Origin of the sequence: Bradyrhizobium sp. CIAT3101 (assembly GCF_029714945.1) — a bacterium.
Taxonomy (GTDB): Bacteria; Pseudomonadota; Alphaproteobacteria; order Rhizobiales; family Xanthobacteraceae; genus Bradyrhizobium.
On sequence record NZ_CP121634.1, the window covers coordinates 7,678,537 to 7,699,118 of the forward strand.

19 protein-coding genes and 1 tRNA gene are annotated in these 20,582 nt (G+C 64.6%); 9 read left to right on the forward strand and 11 right to left on the reverse strand.

Annotated elements, in window-relative coordinates; all coding sequences use genetic code 11:
* Window positions 1–102: 102 nt before the first annotated feature.
* A complete protein-coding gene (gene fliI / locus QA645_RS35805; RefSeq protein WP_254129009.1) occupies window positions 103–1,428 on the reverse strand; it encodes a flagellar protein export ATPase FliI in 1,326 nt (441 codons plus the stop codon).
* Window positions 1,429–1,842: 414 nt separating this feature from the next.
* Between fliI and ctrA the strand changes: the two genes are divergently transcribed.
* Window positions 1,843–2,544 (forward strand): response regulator transcription factor CtrA, encoded by a 702-nt coding sequence (gene ctrA / locus QA645_RS35810; protein ID WP_008138878.1) that lies wholly within the window; start codon window positions 1,843–1,845, stop codon window positions 2,542–2,544.
* A gap of 88 nt (window positions 2,545–2,632) precedes the next feature.
* Here the strand turns inward: ctrA and QA645_RS35815 are convergent, their stop codons facing one another.
* On the reverse strand, window positions 2,633–4,216 hold the full coding sequence (locus QA645_RS35815) for a hypothetical protein (protein ID WP_283045916.1): 1,584 nt from the start codon (window positions 4,214–4,216) through the stop codon (window positions 2,633–2,635).
* A gap of 74 nt (window positions 4,217–4,290) precedes the next feature.
* On the reverse strand, window positions 4,291–6,108 hold the full coding sequence (locus tag QA645_RS35820; protein WP_283045917.1) for a CHAT domain-containing protein: 1,818 nt from the start codon (window positions 6,106–6,108) through the stop codon (window positions 4,291–4,293).
* A 276-nt stretch (window positions 6,109–6,384) separates the two neighbouring features.
* Between QA645_RS35820 and QA645_RS35825 the strand changes: the two genes are divergently transcribed.
* The 4 genes from QA645_RS35825 (at window position 6,385) to QA645_RS35840 (ending at window position 8,701) form a co-directional block, all read left to right on the forward strand.
* Window positions 6,385–6,789 carry a DUF350 domain-containing protein gene (locus tag QA645_RS35825; RefSeq protein WP_254129006.1) on the forward strand — a complete coding sequence of 135 codons (405 nt, stop codon included), beginning with the start codon at window positions 6,385–6,387 and terminating at the stop codon, window positions 6,787–6,789.
* A gap of 1 nt (window position 6,790) precedes the next feature.
* Window positions 6,791–7,234: a hypothetical protein gene (locus tag QA645_RS35830; RefSeq protein WP_283045918.1), complete on the forward strand. Its 444-nt coding sequence runs from the start codon at window positions 6,791–6,793 to the stop codon at window positions 7,232–7,234.
* A gap of 66 nt (window positions 7,235–7,300) precedes the next feature.
* On the forward strand, window positions 7,301–7,537 hold the full coding sequence (locus QA645_RS35835) for a hypothetical protein (protein WP_283045919.1): 237 nt from the start codon (window positions 7,301–7,303) through the stop codon (window positions 7,535–7,537).
* Between the two features lie 3 nt (window positions 7,538–7,540).
* Window positions 7,541–8,701, forward strand: coding sequence for a glutathionylspermidine synthase family protein (locus QA645_RS35840; RefSeq protein WP_283045920.1), 1,161 nt, complete (start codon window positions 7,541–7,543; stop codon window positions 8,699–8,701).
* A 38-nt stretch (window positions 8,702–8,739) separates the two neighbouring features.
* Here QA645_RS35840 and QA645_RS35845 read toward each other — a convergent pair whose 3' ends face one another.
* From QA645_RS35845 to QA645_RS35870, 6 genes are all read right to left on the reverse strand, one after another.
* On the reverse strand, window positions 8,740–9,612 hold the full coding sequence (locus QA645_RS35845; protein ID WP_283045921.1) for a protein-glutamate O-methyltransferase CheR: 873 nt from the start codon (window positions 9,610–9,612) through the stop codon (window positions 8,740–8,742).
* Window positions 9,609–10,808: a chemotaxis response regulator protein-glutamate methylesterase gene (locus tag QA645_RS35850; RefSeq protein ID WP_283045922.1), complete on the reverse strand. Its 1,200-nt coding sequence runs from the start codon at window positions 10,806–10,808 to the stop codon at window positions 9,609–9,611. The genes QA645_RS35845 and QA645_RS35850 overlap by 4 nt, the downstream gene beginning before the upstream one ends.
* Window positions 10,809–10,882: 74 nt before the next feature.
* The gene (locus tag QA645_RS35855; RefSeq protein ID WP_007600538.1) at window positions 10,883–11,248 is read right to left on the reverse strand and encodes a response regulator; all 366 of its coding nucleotides are present in this window, start codon (window positions 11,246–11,248) and stop codon (window positions 10,883–10,885) included.
* Window positions 11,249–11,320: 72 nt separating this feature from the next.
* On the reverse strand, window positions 11,321–11,791 hold the full coding sequence (locus QA645_RS35860; protein ID WP_254129000.1) for a chemotaxis protein CheW: 471 nt from the start codon (window positions 11,789–11,791) through the stop codon (window positions 11,321–11,323).
* A gap of 24 nt (window positions 11,792–11,815) precedes the next feature.
* Window positions 11,816–14,599, reverse strand: coding sequence for a hybrid sensor histidine kinase/response regulator (locus QA645_RS35865; RefSeq protein WP_254127717.1), 2,784 nt, complete (start codon window positions 14,597–14,599; stop codon window positions 11,816–11,818).
* 196 nt (window positions 14,600–14,795) lie between these two features.
* The gene (locus QA645_RS35870; protein WP_254128999.1) at window positions 14,796–15,449 is read right to left on the reverse strand and encodes a histidine phosphotransferase ChpT; all 654 of its coding nucleotides are present in this window, start codon (window positions 15,447–15,449) and stop codon (window positions 14,796–14,798) included.
* A gap of 191 nt (window positions 15,450–15,640) precedes the next feature.
* Between QA645_RS35870 and QA645_RS35875 the strand changes: the two genes are divergently transcribed.
* Window positions 15,641–16,471 carry a 3'(2'),5'-bisphosphate nucleotidase CysQ gene (locus QA645_RS35875; RefSeq protein ID WP_283045923.1) on the forward strand — a complete coding sequence of 277 codons (831 nt, stop codon included), beginning with the start codon at window positions 15,641–15,643 and terminating at the stop codon, window positions 16,469–16,471.
* Here QA645_RS35875 and QA645_RS35880 read toward each other — a convergent pair.
* Window positions 16,461–16,946 (reverse strand): YHS domain-containing (seleno)protein, encoded by a 486-nt coding sequence (locus QA645_RS35880; protein WP_254128997.1) that lies wholly within the window; start codon window positions 16,944–16,946, stop codon window positions 16,461–16,463. The genes QA645_RS35875 and QA645_RS35880 overlap by 11 nt on opposite strands.
* A 140-nt stretch (window positions 16,947–17,086) precedes the next feature.
* Between QA645_RS35880 and QA645_RS35885 the strand changes: the two genes are divergently transcribed.
* The 3 genes from QA645_RS35885 (at window position 17,087) to QA645_RS35895 (ending at window position 19,346) form a co-directional block, all read left to right on the forward strand.
* The gene (locus tag QA645_RS35885) at window positions 17,087–17,695 is read left to right on the forward strand and encodes a DUF1134 domain-containing protein (RefSeq protein ID WP_283045924.1); all 609 of its coding nucleotides are present in this window, start codon (window positions 17,087–17,089) and stop codon (window positions 17,693–17,695) included.
* A 117-nt stretch (window positions 17,696–17,812) separates the two neighbouring features.
* Entirely contained in the window at window positions 17,813–19,111 is a 1,299-nt protein-coding gene (locus tag QA645_RS35890; RefSeq protein ID WP_283045925.1) for a hypothetical protein, read from the forward strand.
* Between the two features lie 160 nt (window positions 19,112–19,271).
* Window positions 19,272–19,346: transfer RNA gene (locus QA645_RS35895), tRNA-Val, on the forward strand.
* 409 nt (window positions 19,347–19,755) lie between these two features.
* Here QA645_RS35895 and QA645_RS35900 read toward each other — a convergent pair.
* A complete protein-coding gene (locus QA645_RS35900) occupies window positions 19,756–20,433 on the reverse strand; it encodes a hypothetical protein (protein ID WP_283045926.1) in 678 nt (225 codons plus the stop codon).
* Window positions 20,434–20,582: the final 149 nt, after the last annotated feature.

Genomic DNA, 20,582 nt, shown 5'->3' on the forward strand with positions numbered 1-20,582 from the left:
GTCCCTTAGCTGCACGTGGGACGGCACCGGTCTCCCCACTGGCCCGATTGGGGCCAAGACCGGCTCTGCTACTCTGTGGGATCGGATGATGACGGGACAAAGTTAGCGTTCCGTTTCCAAATTGCCGAGGATTTGCGCCAACTGCCGGTAACCATCGGCCAGTGAGGCATTTTCGTCCTTGCGCTGCCGCAGGAAGGCCTCCAGCGGCTCGTGCAGGCGGATCGCCTCGTCAACCTCGGGGCTGGAGCCGGCCCGGTAGGCGCCGAGCCGGATCAGCTCCTCCATATCGGCGTAGGTCGCCATCACCGCCCGCGCCTTCTGGATGGTCGGCCAGAACTGCGGATCGGCCGATTTCGGCATGGTGCGCGACACCGATTTGAGGATGTTGATGGCCGGGTAGCGGCCGCGCTCCGCGATCGAGCGCTGCATCACGATGTGGCCGTCGAGGATGCCGCGGACGGCGTCGGCGATCGGCTCGTTGTGATCGTCGCCGTCGACGAGCACGGTGAAGATCGCGGTGATGGCGCCCTCGCCCAGCCCCGGTCCGGCGCGCTCCAGGAGCTTCGGCAACTCGGTGAAGACGGTCGGCGTGTAGCCCTTGGCGGTCGGCGGCTCGCCGGCGGACAGTCCGATCTCGCGCTGGGCCATGGCGAAACGCGTCACCGAATCCATCAGGCAGAGGACGTCCTGGCCCTCGTCGCGAAAATATTCGGCGACCGCGAGCGTCAGGTACGCGGCCTGCCGCCGCATCAGGGCCGGCTCGTCGGAGGTCGCGACCACCACGACGGAGCGCGCCAGGCCCTCCTCGCCGAGGTCGTCCTGCAAGAACTCCTGCACCTCGCGGCCGCGTTCGCCGATCAGCCCGATGACGCTGACGGCGGCATCGACGTTGCGCGCGAGCATCGAGAGCAGCACGGATTTGCCGACGCCGGACCCTGCGAAGATGCCCATGCGCTGGCCGCGGCAGCAGGTGAGGAAGGTGTTCATCGCGCGCACGCCGAGATCGAGCGGGCTGCCGACGCGCTTGCGCGAATGCGCCGGCGGCGGCGAATTGCGGTACGGCATCGGCGAGGCGCCCTGCGGCAACGGTCCCTTGCCGTCGATCGGTTCGCCCAGCGCATTGACGACGCGGCCGAGCCAGGCCGACGACGGACGGACCTGATTGGCGGCATTGGCGATGACGGCCTTGCAGCCGCGGCGCACACCGTCGAGGCCGGCGAACGGCATCACGACAGCGTTGTTGCCGGAGAAGCCGATCACCTCGCAGGGGATCGAACGGTTGGCGCCGGTCTCGATCACCAGCCGTGCACCGACCGACATCGCATGGATCGGGCCGGCAACCTCGACCATCAGGCCGCGCACGCCGACCACACGGCCATAGATATTGACACCGTCGATGTCGCCGATCTGTTCAGCCAACGCCTTCATATGAGGGCCTTCATAGGGGACGCGCCTGCATGATCGGGGCCTTCATGGCGAAACCCTTAAATTTCGCCATATTTCTGAACGGCGCTTAACTTCGTGTTTACCCGCATCGTTAATCATTGCGTCACTGTCTTTGTGACTGAGCGTGGCTCCCCTTCAGAAGAAGGCTGAGTCGCGGGAGTCGGTTAGGCCCGTCTCTTAAAGTGGAACTTGAACGGAGCCGGATAACGAAAGCTGCTTCAGCGCAAGACCTTAGGGCGATTCGAGAAAAATTGCACCGGGGGGACTTGCGTTCCAGAATCAGGATTTGTTAACCATCTGTTGTCAGGATCCGAATCAGTTGTTCAAAGGCGTTTTGTTGAGTGCCGCGAATGCGGCCGACCTGACGCCCAGGAGCGGCGACTATGGGGAACTGGCATGCGCGTTTTGCTGATTGAAGATGACAGCGCCGTCGCGCAGTCGATCGAGCTGATGCTGAAGTCTGAGAGCTTCAATGTCTACACGACCGACTTGGGGGAAGAAGGCGTCGATCTCGGTAAATTATACGATTACGACATTATCCTTCTCGACCTCAACCTGCCCGACATGTCCGGCTACGACGTGCTCAAGCAGCTTCGGGTCTCCAAGATCAAGACACCGATCCTGATCCTCTCCGGCCTCGCCGGCATCGAGGACAAGGTCAAGGGTCTCGGCGTCGGCGCCGACGACTACATGACCAAACCCTTCCACAAGGACGAGCTGGTTGCCCGCATCCACGCGATCGTGCGCCGCTCCAAGGGTCACGCCCAGTCGGTCATCCAGACCGGCGACCTCGTCGTCAACCTCGACACCAAGACGGTCGAAGTCGGCGGCCAGCGCGTGCACCTGACCGGTAAGGAATACCAGATGCTGGAGCTGCTCTCGCTCCGCAAGGGTACGACCCTCACCAAGGAAATGTTCCTCAACCACCTCTATGGCGGCATGGACGAGCCCGAGCTGAAGATCATCGACGTCTTCATCTGCAAGCTCCGCAAGAAGCTCGCCAACGCTTCCGAGGGACGCAACTTCATCGAGACCGTGTGGGGCCGCGGCTACGTGCTGCGCGAGCCGCACGAGCACGAAGAGCGCATCCCGGCCTGATCCGTTTACGTCGCGAGCCCCCGTCGGGCTCGCTCCTCCCAGCCTGGACCCCGCCGCAAATGGCGGGGTTTTGTTTTTTGGGGCTTTGTCAGGCGCCCGCGAACGCGGGGCTTGCGAGCGGCGCGCTCCTGACCGGGACGCGCGCGGCCGTCTCGCGCAGCCAGGCGATCAACGCGTAGCCGATGATGAATCCGAACGCGAAGGTCGGGAGCACGAAGGACCAGAAGAACGTCCAGCCCGAGACGTTGTCGACGACCTCCATGACCGGCATCGGGCTGACCTGGTGGATGGCCAGCAGCACCCACAGCAGCACCGTCATGCCGCCGCCGAAGACGAGGCCATCGCGCAACCGCCGTGTCTTGCGCGACCGCCTGCCCCAGGTCGAATCCTGCACCAGCAGGGCCGCCATCGCTGCGATCCCCCAGGGGAAGATCAAAATCGGCAGCTCGCGCAGGACCACGTCGAGATAGGGCTTTTGCGGAAACTGGTAGAAGTCGAACGCGGCCTGAATCGGGAACAGGATCAGCGCGCTCCAGAGACCGATCGTGAGAATGAATCCGATCGGCAGCCGGCCGAAGATGGTCTCGTTCGCAAACGCGTATTGGCGCTTGAAATAATAGACCAGCCAGAAGTTCACGATCAGGTACAGCGGCGTCATCAGCAGCGTCCGCATCATGCCGACATACTGGTCTCCAGGCTGGTGGACGATCCTGCCGGACCCCAGCAGCCACGCCAGGCACCAGATGAAGGCGAAGCCCGCCGCGACCGCCACGAACTTCACGATGCCGGGCGGGGCCGGCTGCAGCGTGAAGCCGATCGCTCCCAACCTTTTCCTGCTGCGGCCGAGCGTCCATTCGCCGGCGAGTGCTGCGCGCGCTGCGAACAGCAGGAGATTGTTGAGCAGGGAATCCATGTCCTTGCGCAGATCCTCCAGCATGCACCCCGCCGCGGTCTGGGCGGCCAGCTGAAGCTGGCTGACCGCGCTATGGCGGGTCGAGAGCTGGTCGAGCGCCTGCCAGTCGTTCGGCTCGACCAGGCTGTCCTCCATGATCGCACCGTAGATCTCGGCGCTGCTCTTGAGCACGCGGACGGTGCGGAAGCAGAGCGCATCGTAGACCGCGAGCAGCTCGGCATAGAGATCGGAATTGCGCTCCATGAAGGCATCATGGTCCGCGGCCCAGCGCTCGAGATGGAGCATCAGCGTCGAGATCTTGAGGAAGCGCGACTGGATCGCGGTCGATTGCGTGGCGCGGAAATCGTCGACCTGATAGCCGACCCTGGACAGCTTGCGCTGCAGGCTCGGCATGTCGTCCGGACCGACCTGGAACGGTGCCGCGGCCAGTGCATCGCGCAGCGCGAGCGCGCTGACGGGAATGCCGGCCAGCTCCTGGCAGAATTTCCGCCACGCCTTCGGCGCGACGGGAATGAGCCACGCGAACATCAGCAGCCACACCGCGGCGAGCGGCGACAGCTTGTCGGGAAGAAAAGCGTAGATCACCAGAAACGGCGTGATGAAGACGGCGAGGCCGAACAGGAACAGCGGCCGCGTCGTGAAGGAGCGGGTCCCCTTCATGGTGTGAAACCTGAACCAGTAGAACAGCACGACCAGAAGCGGTCCACCGAAGGACTCGAAGATCGCGTTCAGGGGTTCTACGACAGAAGCAAGCGGCACGATGAACTCCTATTGCTAGGGTTCGCTGTTGAAAGGCGCGCCCGACGCCGCGGCATCCGGCGGTGGCGTGGGAGTCAGGCAGCCTCGGCGATCATCTTGGCCTTCTGGACCAGGAGATCGATATTGTCGGGAGCCAGCGCGATCGCGCTGTCCATATCGTTCTGGGCCTTCGCCACGTCCTTGATCTGGGCGTAGGCATTGGCCCGGGACACCAGATATTTCGGCTCGTTCTCGTTGGTTGAGATCGCCGTTCCGAAAGCCTTGATCGCCTCCTCGACATAGCCGCGCTTGTCGTCGGTGCCGGCGGCCGTCATGCTGACGATGCCCTTGATCCAGTAGAACTCCGCGTTCTTCGGCTTGAGCTTGATGGCTTCGGTGATGTCGCTGAGCGCATTCTCGTAGAGGCCGACCGTCACGTTGAAATTGGCGCGGCGCACGAAATATTCGGGCTTCGCCGGATCGAGCTTCAGCATGTAGGCGAAGCTCGCGGCTGCCTTCGGGATCTGCTTCTGCTTGTGCTGAAGCGTGCCGAGATCGAAATAGACCCTTGCGAGCCGAACCGAGAGCTCGCTGTCATCCGCGAGCAGGCTGTGCAGCTCCTGTCCGCGCCGGGTCAGGTCCTCCAGCGCCTCGACCGTCGTCGGGGCAATGAGCAACGCCTCCATGAATTCATCGCGGCGCTGTTGCAGCATTTCCTTCGACGGGCGCGCCGCCTCGGGCGGAGGCACGGGCGGCTGCGACGCTTCGACGTCGAAGATCCTTCCGTCCGGCGAGCGCATGTAGAGAACCGGAATGCCCCATTCGACCCGGGACTTCTCCTGGATGAATTTGCGCGCGAGCGTCACCGCATCGTCGATCGGACGGTTGCCGGCGAGCGCTGCGTAAAATCCTTCCGACATCGAGATCGCGGCATTGTCGGTGATCGGAAACTGCATCGCCACCACGGCGGGCAGCCAGCCCGTCTTCATCAACCCGATCGCCGGATTGCCGAAGCGGTCGCCGACATTGACCCTGGCGCTCTCGCAGCAATTGAGCACGATGAGGCGCAGGCTGCGCCGTGCGCCCGTCAGCATCATCGCCAGGTCGGAGGCGAACTTCTTCACCGGCTTGCCGTCCTCGTCGACCATGACGACGAAGCCGCTCGCGCCGGAGCCGGGCAAGGCTTCCTCGACGCCGCCATGCCCGATGAAGTGGAAGATGTGCCACTCGCCTTCCAGCAGCTTCTTCATCAGGTCTTTGCCGGTCCCTCCGGGGACCCACTGAAAATCGACCTTGCCCTCGTGCTGGAGCGCATCGATGCCCTTGTTGATGCGATCACGCTCCCTGACGACGTTGAGCTTCGGCCATTCGCTGGTCGAGGGATCGGCGATCATGCCGAGGATGCGCAACGGTCCCTTGACGCCCATCCGGCCGACACCGCCCGCCGTCTCCAGGTAGCGCACGATGGGGCGCGTGAGGCTGACGAAGCCCGGCATGTCGTCTTCGTCGTAGAGATATTCCCAGGGCAGTCCGGCGAGGTCGGCCGCCTCGATGCGCAGCTTGATCCTCAGATCCTGCGCCGCGCCCTTGCTGCGTTCGTAGATGCGCTGGATCGACGGCACGTCGGTGAAGACGCTGCGAAACACCCCGCGGCCGAAATCCCGCAGCACCTGCTCGCCGCGCGTGGTCGGCCCCTGGCGATTCTTCTCGTCGATCTCGAGGACGGCGTTTTCCAGCTCGCCGCGCAGCTTGGCCAGTTCACCGGGCGCGGAGAACCAGAACTTCACCTGGCTCTTCGGCGCTTCGCCCGCCGGCGACCTGACGACGCGACCGTAATATTGCTGAGGACCGCCACCCACGGGCAGATCGGAGCCGATCTCGAGCTCGAAATCTTCGTATTCGGCAACAGGCATTTTGAGCCTCACTCAACACGATTTTGATCAGAACGAAGAAGCCCTCGAATGTGCGTGGCCGATCGCAACCAAGACGACCGTGAAAACAATAAGCTAGACTATCACACACAACCTCGAGACGCATTTGTGAAGCATGTCTCATGCGAACCGATATTTTGTGCAGTGCCGGGGCGTACCGCAGGGCCGATCTGTTTCTGGGGATCGAACCTGTTCGACCGATGCGGCGACTAAGCCGTCGTGCCAGAATTCGCGGCGCCAACGGTGGACCCTCCCCCCATGATCCTGCAATCGCTCGCCGGCCTGCCTGCCTTCCTGGTCTATTTCTGCACTGGACTAATCGCGATAGTGGCATATCTCCTCGTCTACACGCGGATCACGCCGCACAACGAGTTCCAGCTCATTCGCGACAACGATCCGGCGGCTGCGATTGCGCTCGGCCTCAGCCTGCTCGGCTTCGTGGCGCCGCTGTTCAGCGCGATCGCGCACTCGGCCAACGTGCTGGACTGCCTGATCTGGGCTTTCATCGCCCTGATCGTGCAGGTCGCCGTGTTCTACATCGTGAAGATCCCGGTGCCGAACCTGTCGGGGCGGATCGCCGCCGGCGAGCTGGCGCCGGCAATCTGGCTCGGCCTGTCCTCGCTCGCAGCCGGCCTCCTGAACGCCGCCTGCATGATCTACTGACATGACAACGAAGCCTCCCACCAAGGATTTCGGCAAGCGCCGGCCGCGCCTTCCGGCGGACCTGCCGCTACCGCAGCGGGAGCCGGTGAAGCGCTCGGGCCATGTCGCGCTGCTGGTGATGGGCACGATCGCGCTTGGCACCACCGCCTTCGTGATGATGCCGCGGCGGAACTGCGAGCCTTCGCCTCCCGCAGTCCCCGGGGCCACAGTCCCCGGGGCGACAGTCCCCGGAGCGTCGGTCCCCGGGGCGGCGACACCGGCCCAGACGACAAACTGCAGCAGCAGTTCGTCAGGCGGCAGCTCGCACTGGTCTTCGCGTTCGGGTTTCTACAGCAGCGACTCCTCGAGCCATTCCTCGTCAGGCACGTCGTCGGATTCCGGCTCCGGTGGCGTCACGCGCGGCGGCTTCGGCTCGTTTGCGCATGGCTTCTCAGGCGGCGGCTGAGACGCGGATTTGTGAATTCAACGCCGCGCACCGCTCTGCTTAGGTGATGCCGCGGAAGGAAGCGATATGAAGCGTTCGCGAAGAGTCGTGCTCACCTTGATGGGCACTGCTGCGGTCGGTGCGGTCTCGATGGGATTCGTGAAGCGCGAGCGCTCCTGCGGGTCCGGGCTCGAAGCCGTGCCCGGCATCGACGGCGAGCCGTACTGCCGGCCGAGCTATGGCGGCTTCGGCGGCACGCTGCATCACATGCACGGTGGCCATTCCGGTCACGGTCATGCCGGCCAAGGTCATGGCGGCGGCTGACATATGCAGCGCATCACTTGCCCCGAGCGCGACGACTGGCAACGGACCGCCGAGCAATGCGGCTTCGCCTTCCACACCATCGATGGCGAGCGCTATTGGGACGAGCGCGCCTATTATGCATTCTCGCTCGACGAGATCGAGCGCTCGATCGAGACGCCGACCGGCGAGATCGATGCGATGTGCCTGGAGCTCGCCGGTCGCGTGATCGGCGACGAACGCCATTTGCGACGGCTCAAGATCCCGGACGCGTTTTGGGACTTGATCGCGGACAGCTGGGAGCGGGACGACCGCAGCCTCTACGGCCGGCTCGACCTGAAATTCGACGGCAACGGTCCGGCAAAACTGCTCGAATACAATGCGGACACGCCGACCTCGATCTTCGAGGCCGCGGTGTTTCAATGGACCTGGCTCGAGCAGGCGATCGAGCGGCGTATCATCCCTTCGCGTGCCGATCAGTTCAACTCGATCCACGAGCGGCTGATCGAGGCCTGGAAAGCGATCGGCGCGGGCGGCCATCTGCATCTGACCGGCACGACCGGCAACGAAGAGGACGCGGGCACGCTCGCCTATCTCGAAGACACGGCGCGCCAGGCGGGCCTCTCGACCACGTTGCTCGACATCGAGGAGATCGGCTGGCGCGACGAGGCCGGCGGCTTCGTCGATCTCGACGACCGCGACATGGAGCTTGTCTTCAAGCTCTACCCCTGGGAATGGATGTTCCACGACGCCTTCGGTGCAAAGCTCGCCGGCGCTCCGACGCGCTGGATCGAGCCGCCATGGAAGGCGGTACTCTCCAACAAGGGCATCCTGCCGCTGCTCTGGGAGATGTTTCCGAACCATCCCAATCTGCTGCCGGCGTTCTTCGAGGACGATCCGCGCGCAGCCGAGCTCGGAAGCTCCTACGTCCGCAAGCCGCTGCTGTCGCGCGAAGGCGCCAATGTCACGCTGGTGTCGGGCGGAATGTCACTCGATGAGCACGCCGGTCCCTACGGCGCCGAAGGCTTCGTGCGCCAGGCGCTCGCACCGTTGCCGAACTTTTCAAGCGTCTATCCGGTGGTTGGAAGCTGGCTGGTCAACCACGAGCCGTGCGGACTGTCGATCCGCGAGGACGAGAGCCCGATCACGGGCAACAGCTCGCGGTTTCTGCCGCACGCGATTTTGTAAGGCCTTCCCCTCTTCCCTTGTGGAAGAAGGAAGAGAGCTCACCTCGCCGCAGCGACCTTCAATGGCTGCGGCATCAGTCCACCCATCGGACGGCCGGAGCGCGCCGGATTGAGCTGGTAGAGACCGCGGCGGTCTGACATTGGGCGGAACGCATCGGTGATGCCGACGACGGATTCGGCAGCCCCCAGCAACAGCGTGCCGTCGGCTTCCAGGCCCTTCGCCATGCGCTCGAAGATCACCGCCTTGGTGTCCTGATCGAAATAGATCAGCACGTTGCGGCAGAAGATCACGTCGAACGTGCCGAGATGGGAGAAGTCCTGCAACAGGTTGAGCTGACGGAACTGCACCATCGCGCGAATGTCGGCGTTGAGCTGCCAGACCTCGCCCGATTGCGTGAAGTGTTTCATCAGGAGCTGGATCGGCAGGCCGCGCTGCACCTCGAACTGGCTGTAGACGCCGGCCTTGCACTTCTCCAGCACTTCCTGCGACAGATCGGTGGCGACGATCTCGATGCGCCAACCCGCGAGCGCGGCGCCCATCTCCTTCAGGCACATCGCGATCGAATAGGGCTCCTGCCCGGTCGACGAAGCCGCCGACCAGATTCGCAGCGATCTGCGCGCGGCACGGGCCTGGATCAGGCCGGGCACGATGCTGTCGCGCAGATGATCGAAGGGGATCTTGTCGCGGAAGAAGAACGTCTCGTTGGTGGTCATGGCTTCGACCACGTCGGTCGCAAGCCGGCCATCGCCGTTCCTGATCTTGAGCACGAGATCGGGGATGCCAGGCAGGCTCGCCTTGCGGGCCAGCGGCAGCAAGCGGCTCTCGACCAGATATTGCTTGTCGGCCGAGAGATCGAGACCGGAGCGCTCTTTCAGGAACTTGCGCAGATACTCATAGTCCATCGGCGTCACGAGCGATCTCCCGCGAACAGGCGGTTGACCTTCGCGCCGATCTGGTTGAGCGGCAGGATCGCGGCGCAGATGCCGGCGTGCGCAGCTGCACCGGGCATGCCCCACACCACGCTGGACGCTTCATCCTGCGCGATCACACTGCCGCCGGCCGCGACGATGTCCTTGCCGCCGCGCATGCCGTCCGAACCCATGCCCGTCAGGATCACGGAGAGGATGTTGCCGTGCCAGATGTCGATGGCGGACGTGAAGAGCGGATCGACGGCGGGCTTGCAGAAATTGACGGCGGGGCCGTCGTCGAGCGCGATCGCAACGTCCGCGCCGTTACGTGCGACGCGCATATGCTTGCCGCCGGGCGCGAGGTAGATGCGCCCCGGCTTCACCGGCTCACCGTCGACGGCTTCGGCTGCCGGCTTACGGCTCGAACGTGCCAGGTGCTCGGCCAGAATGGTGGTGAAGGTCGGCGGCATGTGCTGGGTGATCAGCACGGGGACGCGGTCGATCACCGGACCGAGCTCGGTGACGAGCGCCATCAGCGCCTGCGGGCCGCCGGTCGACGAGCCGATCAGCAGCACCTTCGGCATCTGGCTCGAGAACGGACGCGTGGTCACCGAGCCTGAAAACAGGGCATGCGGGGCCGGTGCAGGGGCGGCGGGCCGTGCAACGGCCGGCGCGCGTGCAGCCGGAGCAGCAGCAGGGCTCGCGGGCGCCAGCGGCGGACTTGCAACCGCCGGCTTCCGGCGCAGCCGTGCGCCGAGGTGACGGATCTTCTGGATCAGATCATGATGGAAGATGTCAGCGGCGGACGTCTCGCGCGTCGATTCCGGTTTCGGAATGTAATCGGCCGCGCCGAGCGACAGAGCCTTGAAGCTGATCTCCGCGTTGCGGCGGGTCAGCGTCGAGGCCATGATGATGACGAGATCGCGCTTCTTCGCCAGCAGTCGCGGCAGCGCCGAGATACCGTCGAGCTCGGGCATTTCGATGTCGAGCACGGCAACGTCGGGATTGATGCGTTCGAGCTGGTTGACGGCCTCGAGCCCGGTGCGCAGCGAGGCTGCGACCTCCATGTCGTGCTCGGCGCCGATCCAGCGCGAGATCAGACCGCGTATGACGACGGAGTCATCGACGATCATCACCCGCAGTGGTCCCGCTTCGCGCGACGAACCCGTGGTCGAATTACCTGCGAACGCAACACTCATTACTCACCAACTCAGACTGAAACGGTTTAGTTGAAAACAAACGCCGAAGGAGCCGTTCAGCCTCCGGTGTTCGCTCAGATCAAGCCGACTTCCTGGAACTTCGCCGTCACGATGTCCTTGTCGAAGGGCTTCATGATGTACTCGTTGGCACCGGCGTGCAGCGCGCGCGCAATATGGGCCACGTCGTTCTCGGTGGTGCAGAACACCACCTTGGGCTGGTCGCCGCCGGGCATGCGGCGCAGATGGCCGAGGAACTCGTAGCCATCCATGACCGGCATGTTCCAGTCGAGCAGCACGGCGTCGGGCAGCCCGCGCTTGCAGGCCTCGAGCGCCTTCTCACCGTCCTCGGCTTCGAGAATCTGGAAGTCGAGGCCTTCCAGGATCCGGCGCGCAACCTTGCGGATGACGCTGGAATCATCAACGACGAGACAAGTTCGCATGTGAACCTCTGCTTCTGATCCCCCTGCGGGGACACTTCCAATTGCGAGTCCGTCGGCGGCGATGCCGCCGTATCAGGCCGCCATCATCTCGGGCGCGAGCTCGAGGACGCGATCGACATCGAGGACGACCATGAGCTGGCCGTCGAGACGGTGGACGCCGCCGGCGAGCTTGGCCATGCGGGGGTCGAGATTGACCGGGTTCTCTTCCATGCCGTTCTCGGACAGGCGCAGCACCTCGCCGATCTGGTCGATCAGGAGGCCATAGGATTCACCGCGCAGGTCGACCCCGACAGCCATTGGGGTCTTGCCGTCCTCGGGCTTGGGCAGGCCGAGGCGGGCGCGCATGTCGACCACGGTGACGATGCGGCCGCGCAGGTTCAAGACGCCCGCGATCTCGCGCGAGGACAAGGGAACGCGGGTGACGCGCTCGGGCATGAACACGTCCTGGACGCGGGAGATCGGCAGGCCGAACAGCTGGCCACCGATCATCGCGGTGACGTACTCGACCATGGCGCCTTCACCGGACTGGGTCTTCTTGGTCATATCGATATCTCCTGATCCCTGTCGTTACGCCGCTGCCCGGTTCAGCTCGGAGGCGCCGGCGGCACCCGCGGTCTGTTCCTTCAGCGCCGCGATCAGACCGGGACGGTCGAACTTGGCGACATAGTCGTGGAAGCCGGCCTGACGGCCGCGCTCGATCGCGGCCGGCGACACCAGGGCGGAGAGGCCGATGATCGGCATCGCGCCCAGATTGCTGTCGGAGCGGATGGTCTCGGCAAACTCGAACCCGTTCATGTCGGGCATCTCGATGTCGGTCAGCACCACGTCGAAGGTCTGGGCACGGAGCGCGGCGAGGCCCTCCTGCGCGGTCGGCGCGGTGCGGACGCGGTAGCCGGCGGCTTTGAGCACCGGCGCCAGCATGTTGCGGAAGAATGCGGAGTCGTCGACCAGCAGCACCGACTGCGAGTGCATCGACGGCTTCATCTCCTTGCGGGTGAACCAGTCGGAGAACGCCATCGGCAGGAAGTGGCCGACGTCGATCACCTCGGTGGCCTGGCCCTTGATCACGGCCGAGCCGAGGATGCCGCTAGCGGAGCCGCCGACCTCGATGTTGAGACGCTCTTCGACGATGTCGATGATCTCGTCGACGACGAGCCCCATGGAGCGGCCGTCATCGGCGAACACCAGGATCGGCTGCGCGCCCTGGCTTGCGATGGTGACGCCGTCCATGGCCACCAGCGGCATCAGCTGCTCGCGGTACTGCACCATGTAGCGGCCGTTACTGAACTCGATCTTGTCGGCGGGGAGCTCTTCCAGGCGGGTGACGAGCCCGAGCGGGACCGCCTTGGGCTGGCTGGAGCCGGCGCGGAACACCAGCAGCGAGGTGGTCTGCTCACCCGAGCCGATGTGGTGCGCGCCATTGTCGTCGGCCATGTCATGGGCCGAGGAGCCGGCGGCGCCGAGCGCCTTGGCAATGCCGTTGGGGTCGATGATCATGATGACCGCGCCATCGCCCAGGATGGTATTGCCGGAGAACATGTCGATGTGACGCAGCTTCGTCGACATCGGCTTGACCACGATTTCTTCGGTGTGGAACACGCCGTCGACGACGATGCCAAACGTCTGGCTGCCGACCTGCGTCACCACGATAAAACCGTTCTCGGGATCGCTGGCCGCGCCGTCGTCGATCTTGAGCAGCTTCTTCAGATGGATCAGCGGCAAGAGCTTGTTGCGCAGGCGCAGAACCGCGGTGTCCTTGATGCGCTCGATGCGGTGCTCCGAGTTGGCGCGGGCACGCACCAGCTCGACCACCGAGAGCTGCGGGATTGCGAAGCGATCACCGGCGGCCTCGACGATCAGCGCGGAGACGATCGCCAAGGTCAGCGGGATCTTGATGGTGACGGAGGAGCCTTCGCCTGCGACCGACTTGATGTCGATGGTGCCGCCGATCTGGTCGATATTGGTGCGGACCACGTCCATGCCGACGCCACGGCCGGAGACCGAGGTGATGGCGGCCGCGGTCGAGAAGCCGGGCGCGAAGATGAACTTGTGGATCTGGGCTTCCGACATCTTCTCCAGCTCAGCCTCGGTGACGAGACCTGAGGAGAGCGCCTTGGCCTTGATCTTCTCGGTGTTGAGGCCGCGGCCGTTGTCGGCGATGCAGATGATGATGTGGCCGCCCTCGTGATAGGCGGACAGACGAATGGTGCCCTGCTCGCCCTTGCCGGAGGCGAGGCGCTCGGCGGGGGTCTCGAGGCCATGATCGGCGGAGTTGCGCACCATGTGGGTGAGCGGGTCCTTGATCAAATCGAGCACCTGGCGGTCGAGCTCGGTGTCGGCGCCGTGCATCTCCAGATCGATCTGCTTGCCGAGTTCGGACGAGAGATCGCGGACGATGCGGGGCAGCTTCTGCCAGGCATTGCCGATCGGCTGCATGCGCGTCTTCATGACGCCTTCCTGCAGCTCGGCGGTGACGTTGGAGAGGCGCTGCAACGGCACCTTGAACTCGGTGTCCTCGTTGCGGCGGGAGATCTCCAAGAGCTGGTTGCGGGTCAGCACCAGCTCGGAGACCATGGTCATCAGGTGCTCCAGCGTATCCACGTTGACGCGGATCGACTGGTTGGCGACGCGGTCGCCTTCGGCGCCCGTCTCGTCGGCGGCCGACTTCTTGGCCGCTTTTTCCCGGGGCACCTTGGCGTCCTTGTTAGCTTCCTTGGCAACAGGTGCCGGAGCCTCGGCAACGGGTTCGGCCTTTGCAACAGGCGCGGGCGCTTCGATCGCGGTCTCGCGGAAGGCACGCTCGAGATCGTCGAGCGAGACTTCGCCGGGACGCAGCGGACGCTCCAGGGTCTGGTCGATCAGCGTGCCCGTGGTCATCTCCTTTGCGGGAGCGGGCGCAGCCGCAACGGGCGCCTCCGGCACCAGCGGCGGGGCTTCAGCGACAGGCGCAGCGGCGCCGGCGGCCATCGCGGCCATGCCCTGCTCGACCATCGCTTCCAGCTTGTCGATGAGATCGCGGTCGTTGCCCTCGGGCTCGGCTTCGGTTGCCTCGAGGCCTGCGAGGATCTCCTTGATGCGATCGATCGAGGACAGGATCAGCGTCACGGCCTGTCCGGTCACCGGCATGCCGTCGCGGAATTTGCTCATCAGCGTCTCGCCGGCATGTGCCAGCGCTTCGAGCCGCGGCAGTCCGAGGAAGCCGCACGTACCCTTGATGGTATGGACCAGGCGGAAGATGTTATCGAGGATCTTGGCGTTGTTCGGCTCCTGCTCGAACTTCACCAGCTGATTGTCGACGGTGTCCAGGCTCTCGCTGGTCTCCGTCAGAAACTCCCGCAACAGATCATCCATGAAAACAGGCCTTCATACAGGGAGGGCACGCACGAATTGTGATGCGCCATGTCAGAATGGGGCCAGCTTCACCGCAAAGCGTTTAATAATGGTTGAGTATGTGCAAAAGAACGGAACCAACAAAGAGATAAGGCGCTCCGGACAAGCCGAAGCGCCTCGTAAAGATTCGATTAACCTGCGAGAACGATAGGCGCGTTTACGAAGCGCTAATGATGATGGCTTCGCCTTCCGGCTTGAGCGTCACGGTGAGCCCGCAGGCCTGCGCCAACAGCCGCGTATAATAAGGCTGGATCGCGTGTGCATCCGCAGCCGGCCCGCGTTCGCCGCTCAGAAGCTCGGAGATGTTCTGCGGCAGGCGTGCGTTGTGTCCCGTCGCGGTGATGCGGAAGCTCATCGTTTCGCCCTCGCCGATCGGATCGACCGTGAGCATGCCGCCGCGCGGGATCGTGTGCTGGGACACGACCAGCATATTGAGCAGCAGCTTGACGCGATTCTTCGGCAGCAGCAGCCGCGGCAGATTCCACGTGATCGTGCACTTGCCGTCCTCGATGTGGCCACGCGCCATGGTCTGGGCGTCGCCGAGGTCGATCTGTGCGCCGGAGGAGCCGGCCGCGCCGAAGGCGAGGCGGCAGAATTGCAGGCGGGCGGAGGCCGTCTTCGCACTCTTGCGAATCAGGTCGAGCGCGAATTCGCGGTCCTCGGGCTTGGGATCGTCATCGAGCACCTCGAGCCCATTGACGATGGCGCCAACCGGGCTGATGAGATCATGACAGACCCGCGAGCACAGCAGTGCAGCGAGTTCGAGCATATCGGGAGCGGAAGCGGTACCGGGTGACGGAGCGTCAGACATAAAGGGTTCCTGGAATGGCACGGCGTGGACGCGGCGAATCACGCATGGCTTAAACTGTTGCTGCGGGTTCTATCATTCGCCAGCCCGTGGCAGCTAGCTTGCGATAGGTTCGAAGCGGCCATAAGGGACGCAGGCGAATCAAGCGACGAGAGGCGAGACTTGCCAATACGAGATTTGCCAATGAATGAGGCATGCAGGTGAGGATCATCGACGGCGAGGCCGCATCCCGGCTGATGGAGCCCCTGACCGCACTGGTGGTTCAGGCCGGCGAGGCGATCCTCGCGGTCAACCGCACGGCGATGCGGGTCGACGGCAAGCAGGACGGCTCGCCGGTGACCGAGGCCGACCTCGCCGCCGACCGAATCATCGCCGAAGGGCTCGCCAGGCTTGCGAACGACGTGCCGTCGCTCTCGGAGGAACGGTGCCAGCTCGCCTCGCCGCCGTTTCGCGGTAGCTTCTTCCTGATCGACCCGCTCGACGGCACCAAGGAGTTCGTCGCCGGCCGCGACGAGTTCACCGTCAATCTCGCGCTCGTGACCGACGGCGTGCCGCTGCTCGGTATCGTCAGCGCCCCCGCGCTCGGGCTGCTCTGGCGCGGCATCGTCGGCCGCGGCGCCGAGCGCGTGACGTTCGACGGCACCACGGTCGGCGCCGCCGAGCCGATCCGGACCCGCAAGCTGCCCGGGCACGGCGAGCCCTGGGTCGCCGCGGTGAGCCGCTCGCACGGCGACCCCACAAGCGAAGCCTTCATCGACCGACGGCCGAACGCCGTCAGAAAGACGTGTGGCTCGGCGGTCAAATTCGGCCGAATCGCCGAAGGCAGCGCCGACATCTATCCCCGCTTCGGGCCGACCTCGGAATGGGACGTCGGGGCAGGCTGCGCCGTGGTCACGGCAGCCGGCGGCAAGGTGACCGACGGCAAGGGCGGCGAGATCCGGTTCGGTGAACGCGGCGACACCGGCTTCATCATCCCGGCGTTCGTCGCCTGGGGCGACGCCGGGGCGGTCATGCCTACTGGCTGAGCTTGTCCTGGAGCGCCGGCCAGCGCTTGCCGACTTCGTACAGGAACCGCTCGGGATTGGCGGCAAAGGCGTCGCGATTGTCTTCGCGGCTGAACAGATAGAGGCGCTGCTCCGCGATCACGAAGAAGCGGGGATTGCCGGCGACGACGACGCCGCGCGCGATATCGGCCGGGTCGTAGCCGCCGTACTGCGGGCCGTAGATTTCGGGATGGGCCAGGAAAGAGGCCCGGTTGCCCTCGTTCCGGAAGCGCCAGACCGCGCCCCAGAGATTGGCTTCGAACTCCGCCGTCCCCTGCCCGGGGCTGCCATCGACGAAATAGGCCACGGGATCGAAGCCTTCGATGGCGACGCCCGAGAAGCGATTGACGACGATCCGCTCGGTGGTGGCGGCCTGCACTGGCCCCCCTGCGCAGGCGAGCCAAATGGCCGCCAACAGGCAGACCAGACGGCCGATCAAGGCAATTCCGGGGCGCAAAGGGCTATCTTCCTGCCGTTGTGCCGTCATAGTTGCTGCGGATAACATCCGAGTCGAGGGGACATCCGGTGCAACCTAGGACCGTGCCGTTGGCGTCAGGTTAAGGGAAGCGGACCGGAATCGATACCAGGGGTTCTTTTATGACTTTCGCATCACGCCTTGCCGCAGTGGCGCTCATCGCGCTGGCTGGCTGGACCGTGCCGGCCGCCGCCCAGACGGCCGCGCCGCCGCCGGACCTGCCGCCACCGCAGCGGACCCCGACGCCCAATACCTATGGGCCGGACGAGCTCGTCACCGCCGGCCATCGCTTCTTCGGCAACGTCTCGCGCGGCCTCGCCTCGATCATCGAGAAGGCGGTCAGCCAATGGGGCCTACCGAACGGCTATATCCTGGGCGAGGAAGGCTCCGGCGCGTTCGTCGCCGGCCTGCGCTATGGCGAGGGCACGCTCTACACCAAGAATGCCGGCGACCTGCGCGTCTACTGGCAGGGTCCCTCGCTCGGCTTCGACTGGGGCGGCGACGGCGCGCGTACCATGACGCTGGTCTATAACCTGCCCGCCACCAACGCGATCTACCAGCGCTTCGCCGGCATCGACGGCTCGGCCTACATCATCGGCGGCTTCGGCATGACGGCGCTCACCTCCAACAACATCGTGCTGGTGCCGATCCGCTCCGGCCTCGGGCTGCGCCTGGGCGCCAATATCGGCTACCTCAAATACACGCCGCGGGCGACCTGGAACCCGTTCTAGGTCTGCTCCGCTTATCCCGTTCCGGATTCACGTTAACAACAGGGCGGGGCTGGCTTTTTGCCGGCCCGCCATGCATTGTCTTTGGTAAATTTTTCCTTGTCTTTGGAGCTCTGACCCATGGTCGAACCGATCATGTACCTGGCGATCGGTTTCCTGCTCTCGATGCTGTGCGGGCTTGCCATCGTGCCGCTGGTGCATAACCGCGCGGTCCGCCTGACCACGCGCCGGCTCGAAGCCGCCACGCCGCTGTCGATGGCGGAGATCCAGGCCGACAAGGACCAGCTCCGCGCCGAGTTCGCCATGTCGGCGCGCCGGCTGGAGATGAGCGTCGACCAGCTCAAGAACAAGACCACGAGCCAGCTCGCCGAGCTCGGCAAGAAGAGCGACGCCATCAACCGCATGAAGATCGAGCTCGGCGAGAAGAACGCCACGATCTTCGCGCTGGAGGCGCGCGAGAAGGCGGTCAAGGAGCAGCTCCGCGCCACCGAAGAGGAATTCAACGCCAAGACCGCAGCCCTGCGCGAGGCCGAGATTGCGCTGAGCGACAAGCAGGGCGAGCTCGCGAAGATCAATTCCGAACTGTCCGACCGTTCCATGATGGCGGAGAGCCGCCAGGTCGAGCTGGTCGCGGTGCGCGCCCAGATCGAGGAACTGAAGAACCGGGTCGGCGATGCCGAGAAGGAGTTTTCCGCGACGCAGGCCCGGCTGACGCAGGAGCGCTCGGAATCGGAAGTCGCCTCGCGCGATCTGTCCGATGCGCGCGGCCGCGTCGAGAATCTGAGCCAGCGCGTCACCGAGCTCGATCGCCAGCTGATCGTGCAGGTGAAGGAAGCCGAGATGCTGTCCGGCCGCGTCGCCGATCTCGAAGGCCGTCTCGCCACGCAAGGCAAGCTGCTGGCCGAGCGCGACTATGAGAACAACCAGCTCCGCCAGACCAATGAGGGCTCCGAGCGCACCATCAAGGACTTGCGCGTCGAGATCGCCGGCTTGAGCGGCGGCAAGTCGTCGGCCGCGTTCGAGGCGATGCGTGCGGAGAAGGCCGCGCTGGAAGAACAGCTCGGCACCGCCCGCGACGAACGCGCAAAGCTCCAGCGCGACATCAATGCGATCCAGCAGCAGGCGGAGAGCTCCTGGGCGACCGAGCGCATGGAGAATGCGCTGCTGCGCGAGCGCATCAACGACATCGCCGCCGAGGTGGCCAAACTCGCGATGCAGCTCGAGGGCCCGAACTCGCCGATCGAGGCGCTGCTGGCGGCCGAGGCCGGCCAGCCACCGAAGCAGGCCACCCGCCCGGCCAATGGCGTCGCTGCCAACGGCGCGGTCGCAGCTGCCCTCCCCGAGGGTGGCGGAACGCTCGCCGAGCGCATCCGCGCGCTGCAGGCCCACGCCTCCCGCGCCCGCCAGCAGGGCGCGTAAATCGCCCGAAATCCGGCCTCGCCGCGGATTTAAGACACTGAGGCAAGGTTTTCCGGCCTCGAGCCGCCTGAAAACTTGACACGTCTCACCCGCACTTCTAAATCGCGGGCTCCGATGCGCCGGCCGGCCGACGAGGTCCGGCCGTCTGCATGATGGTCCCGGGCGCATAGCTCAGCGGGAGAGCGTTCCCTTCACACGGGAGAGGTCCAAGGTTCGATCCCTTGTGCGCCCACCACGCTTCGCCAAAAGGCTTCGCGTAGCGCAGCCACGCCCAACGATGGTGAAGCGTGTCCGGCGTAGCTCGAAGAGCGTAGACGGACTGGGGCGTTTTGCTTCCGCTCCGTCGAAATCTCGAAAACAACCCCATGCACAGTAGCCGGCGTCAGCCGGACAATCGGGCTACGACTTTTCCGAATCTCCGCTTGCTCCGTCGGGCAAAACAGGGGCATGATGGCACCATCAGGAGAATGTCCCCGCGTCGTCATTAGGAGCGTAGCGAAGCAATCCAGAGTCTGTCCGCGGAGGGATTCTGGATTGCTTCGTCGCATCAGCGCAAAATTGCTACGCAATTTTGTCGCGAGCTCCTCGCAATGACGGAGCAAGGAGCGAGACCGCGCCGGTTGACGCGCACGCGACCTCAAGCCTCACGCAACCCGGCTTGGCCGCCAGGCCGCATAGAGACCGACGAGGGTCCCGATGGCGACCAGCGCTGCCGCCAGCAGCACCTGCAATTCCCCATCATCGGTGGCGCCTACCGACGCCACGAGTCTGGTCACGACGACGAACAGAATGCCCACGGAGGCCGCCGCACCCACGCTGAGATAGGCGAGCTCCCGCGTCAGGTTCCGGCCGAGAAGTCCGATTGCCGTGAAATACATCGCGCAAGCGTTGGGATGAACGAACAAGGCAATTCGCGCGTAAGGACCGTAGGCATCGAGGAGTGACTCACACCGGCTCAGTGCGGCTTTCGAAGCAACCCGCTGCAAGAGCGGCCTGAAAAAACGCGCCTGTCCGTAGCTCAGAACGGCGCCCGTGATGATGGCCAGCCACGCCGCGAAAAAAACGGAAACATCCGCGGGCTTTGGATTGAGTGCCACGGACATCAGGAGGAGGGCGGTCCCGGGAAAATAGCCGAAATACGGAAAGACCGCCTCCAGAAGCACGCAGACGAAGATGAAGACCGGAAACCAGGACGAGCCGGTCGCGTCCTGAACGATGGCGTTCAAGTCGAACAGGTTCGTCTTGTACAAGACGAGGTACATGCAAATGGCCAATCCGGCCAACGCGTAAAACGGCAACGCTCCCGACAGAAACTGTCTCATCCGACCATCATACATGGATTCGCGGAAGGTCGCGCCGTGCGCAGCCGCGCAGCCAGATAACGAGGTCACGAAAGCACACCGCCAAACGACGGCGCCTTTCGTTGACATCCTCGATCCGCTGCGCGACCTCGTAGGCCTTGCGCCTGCGC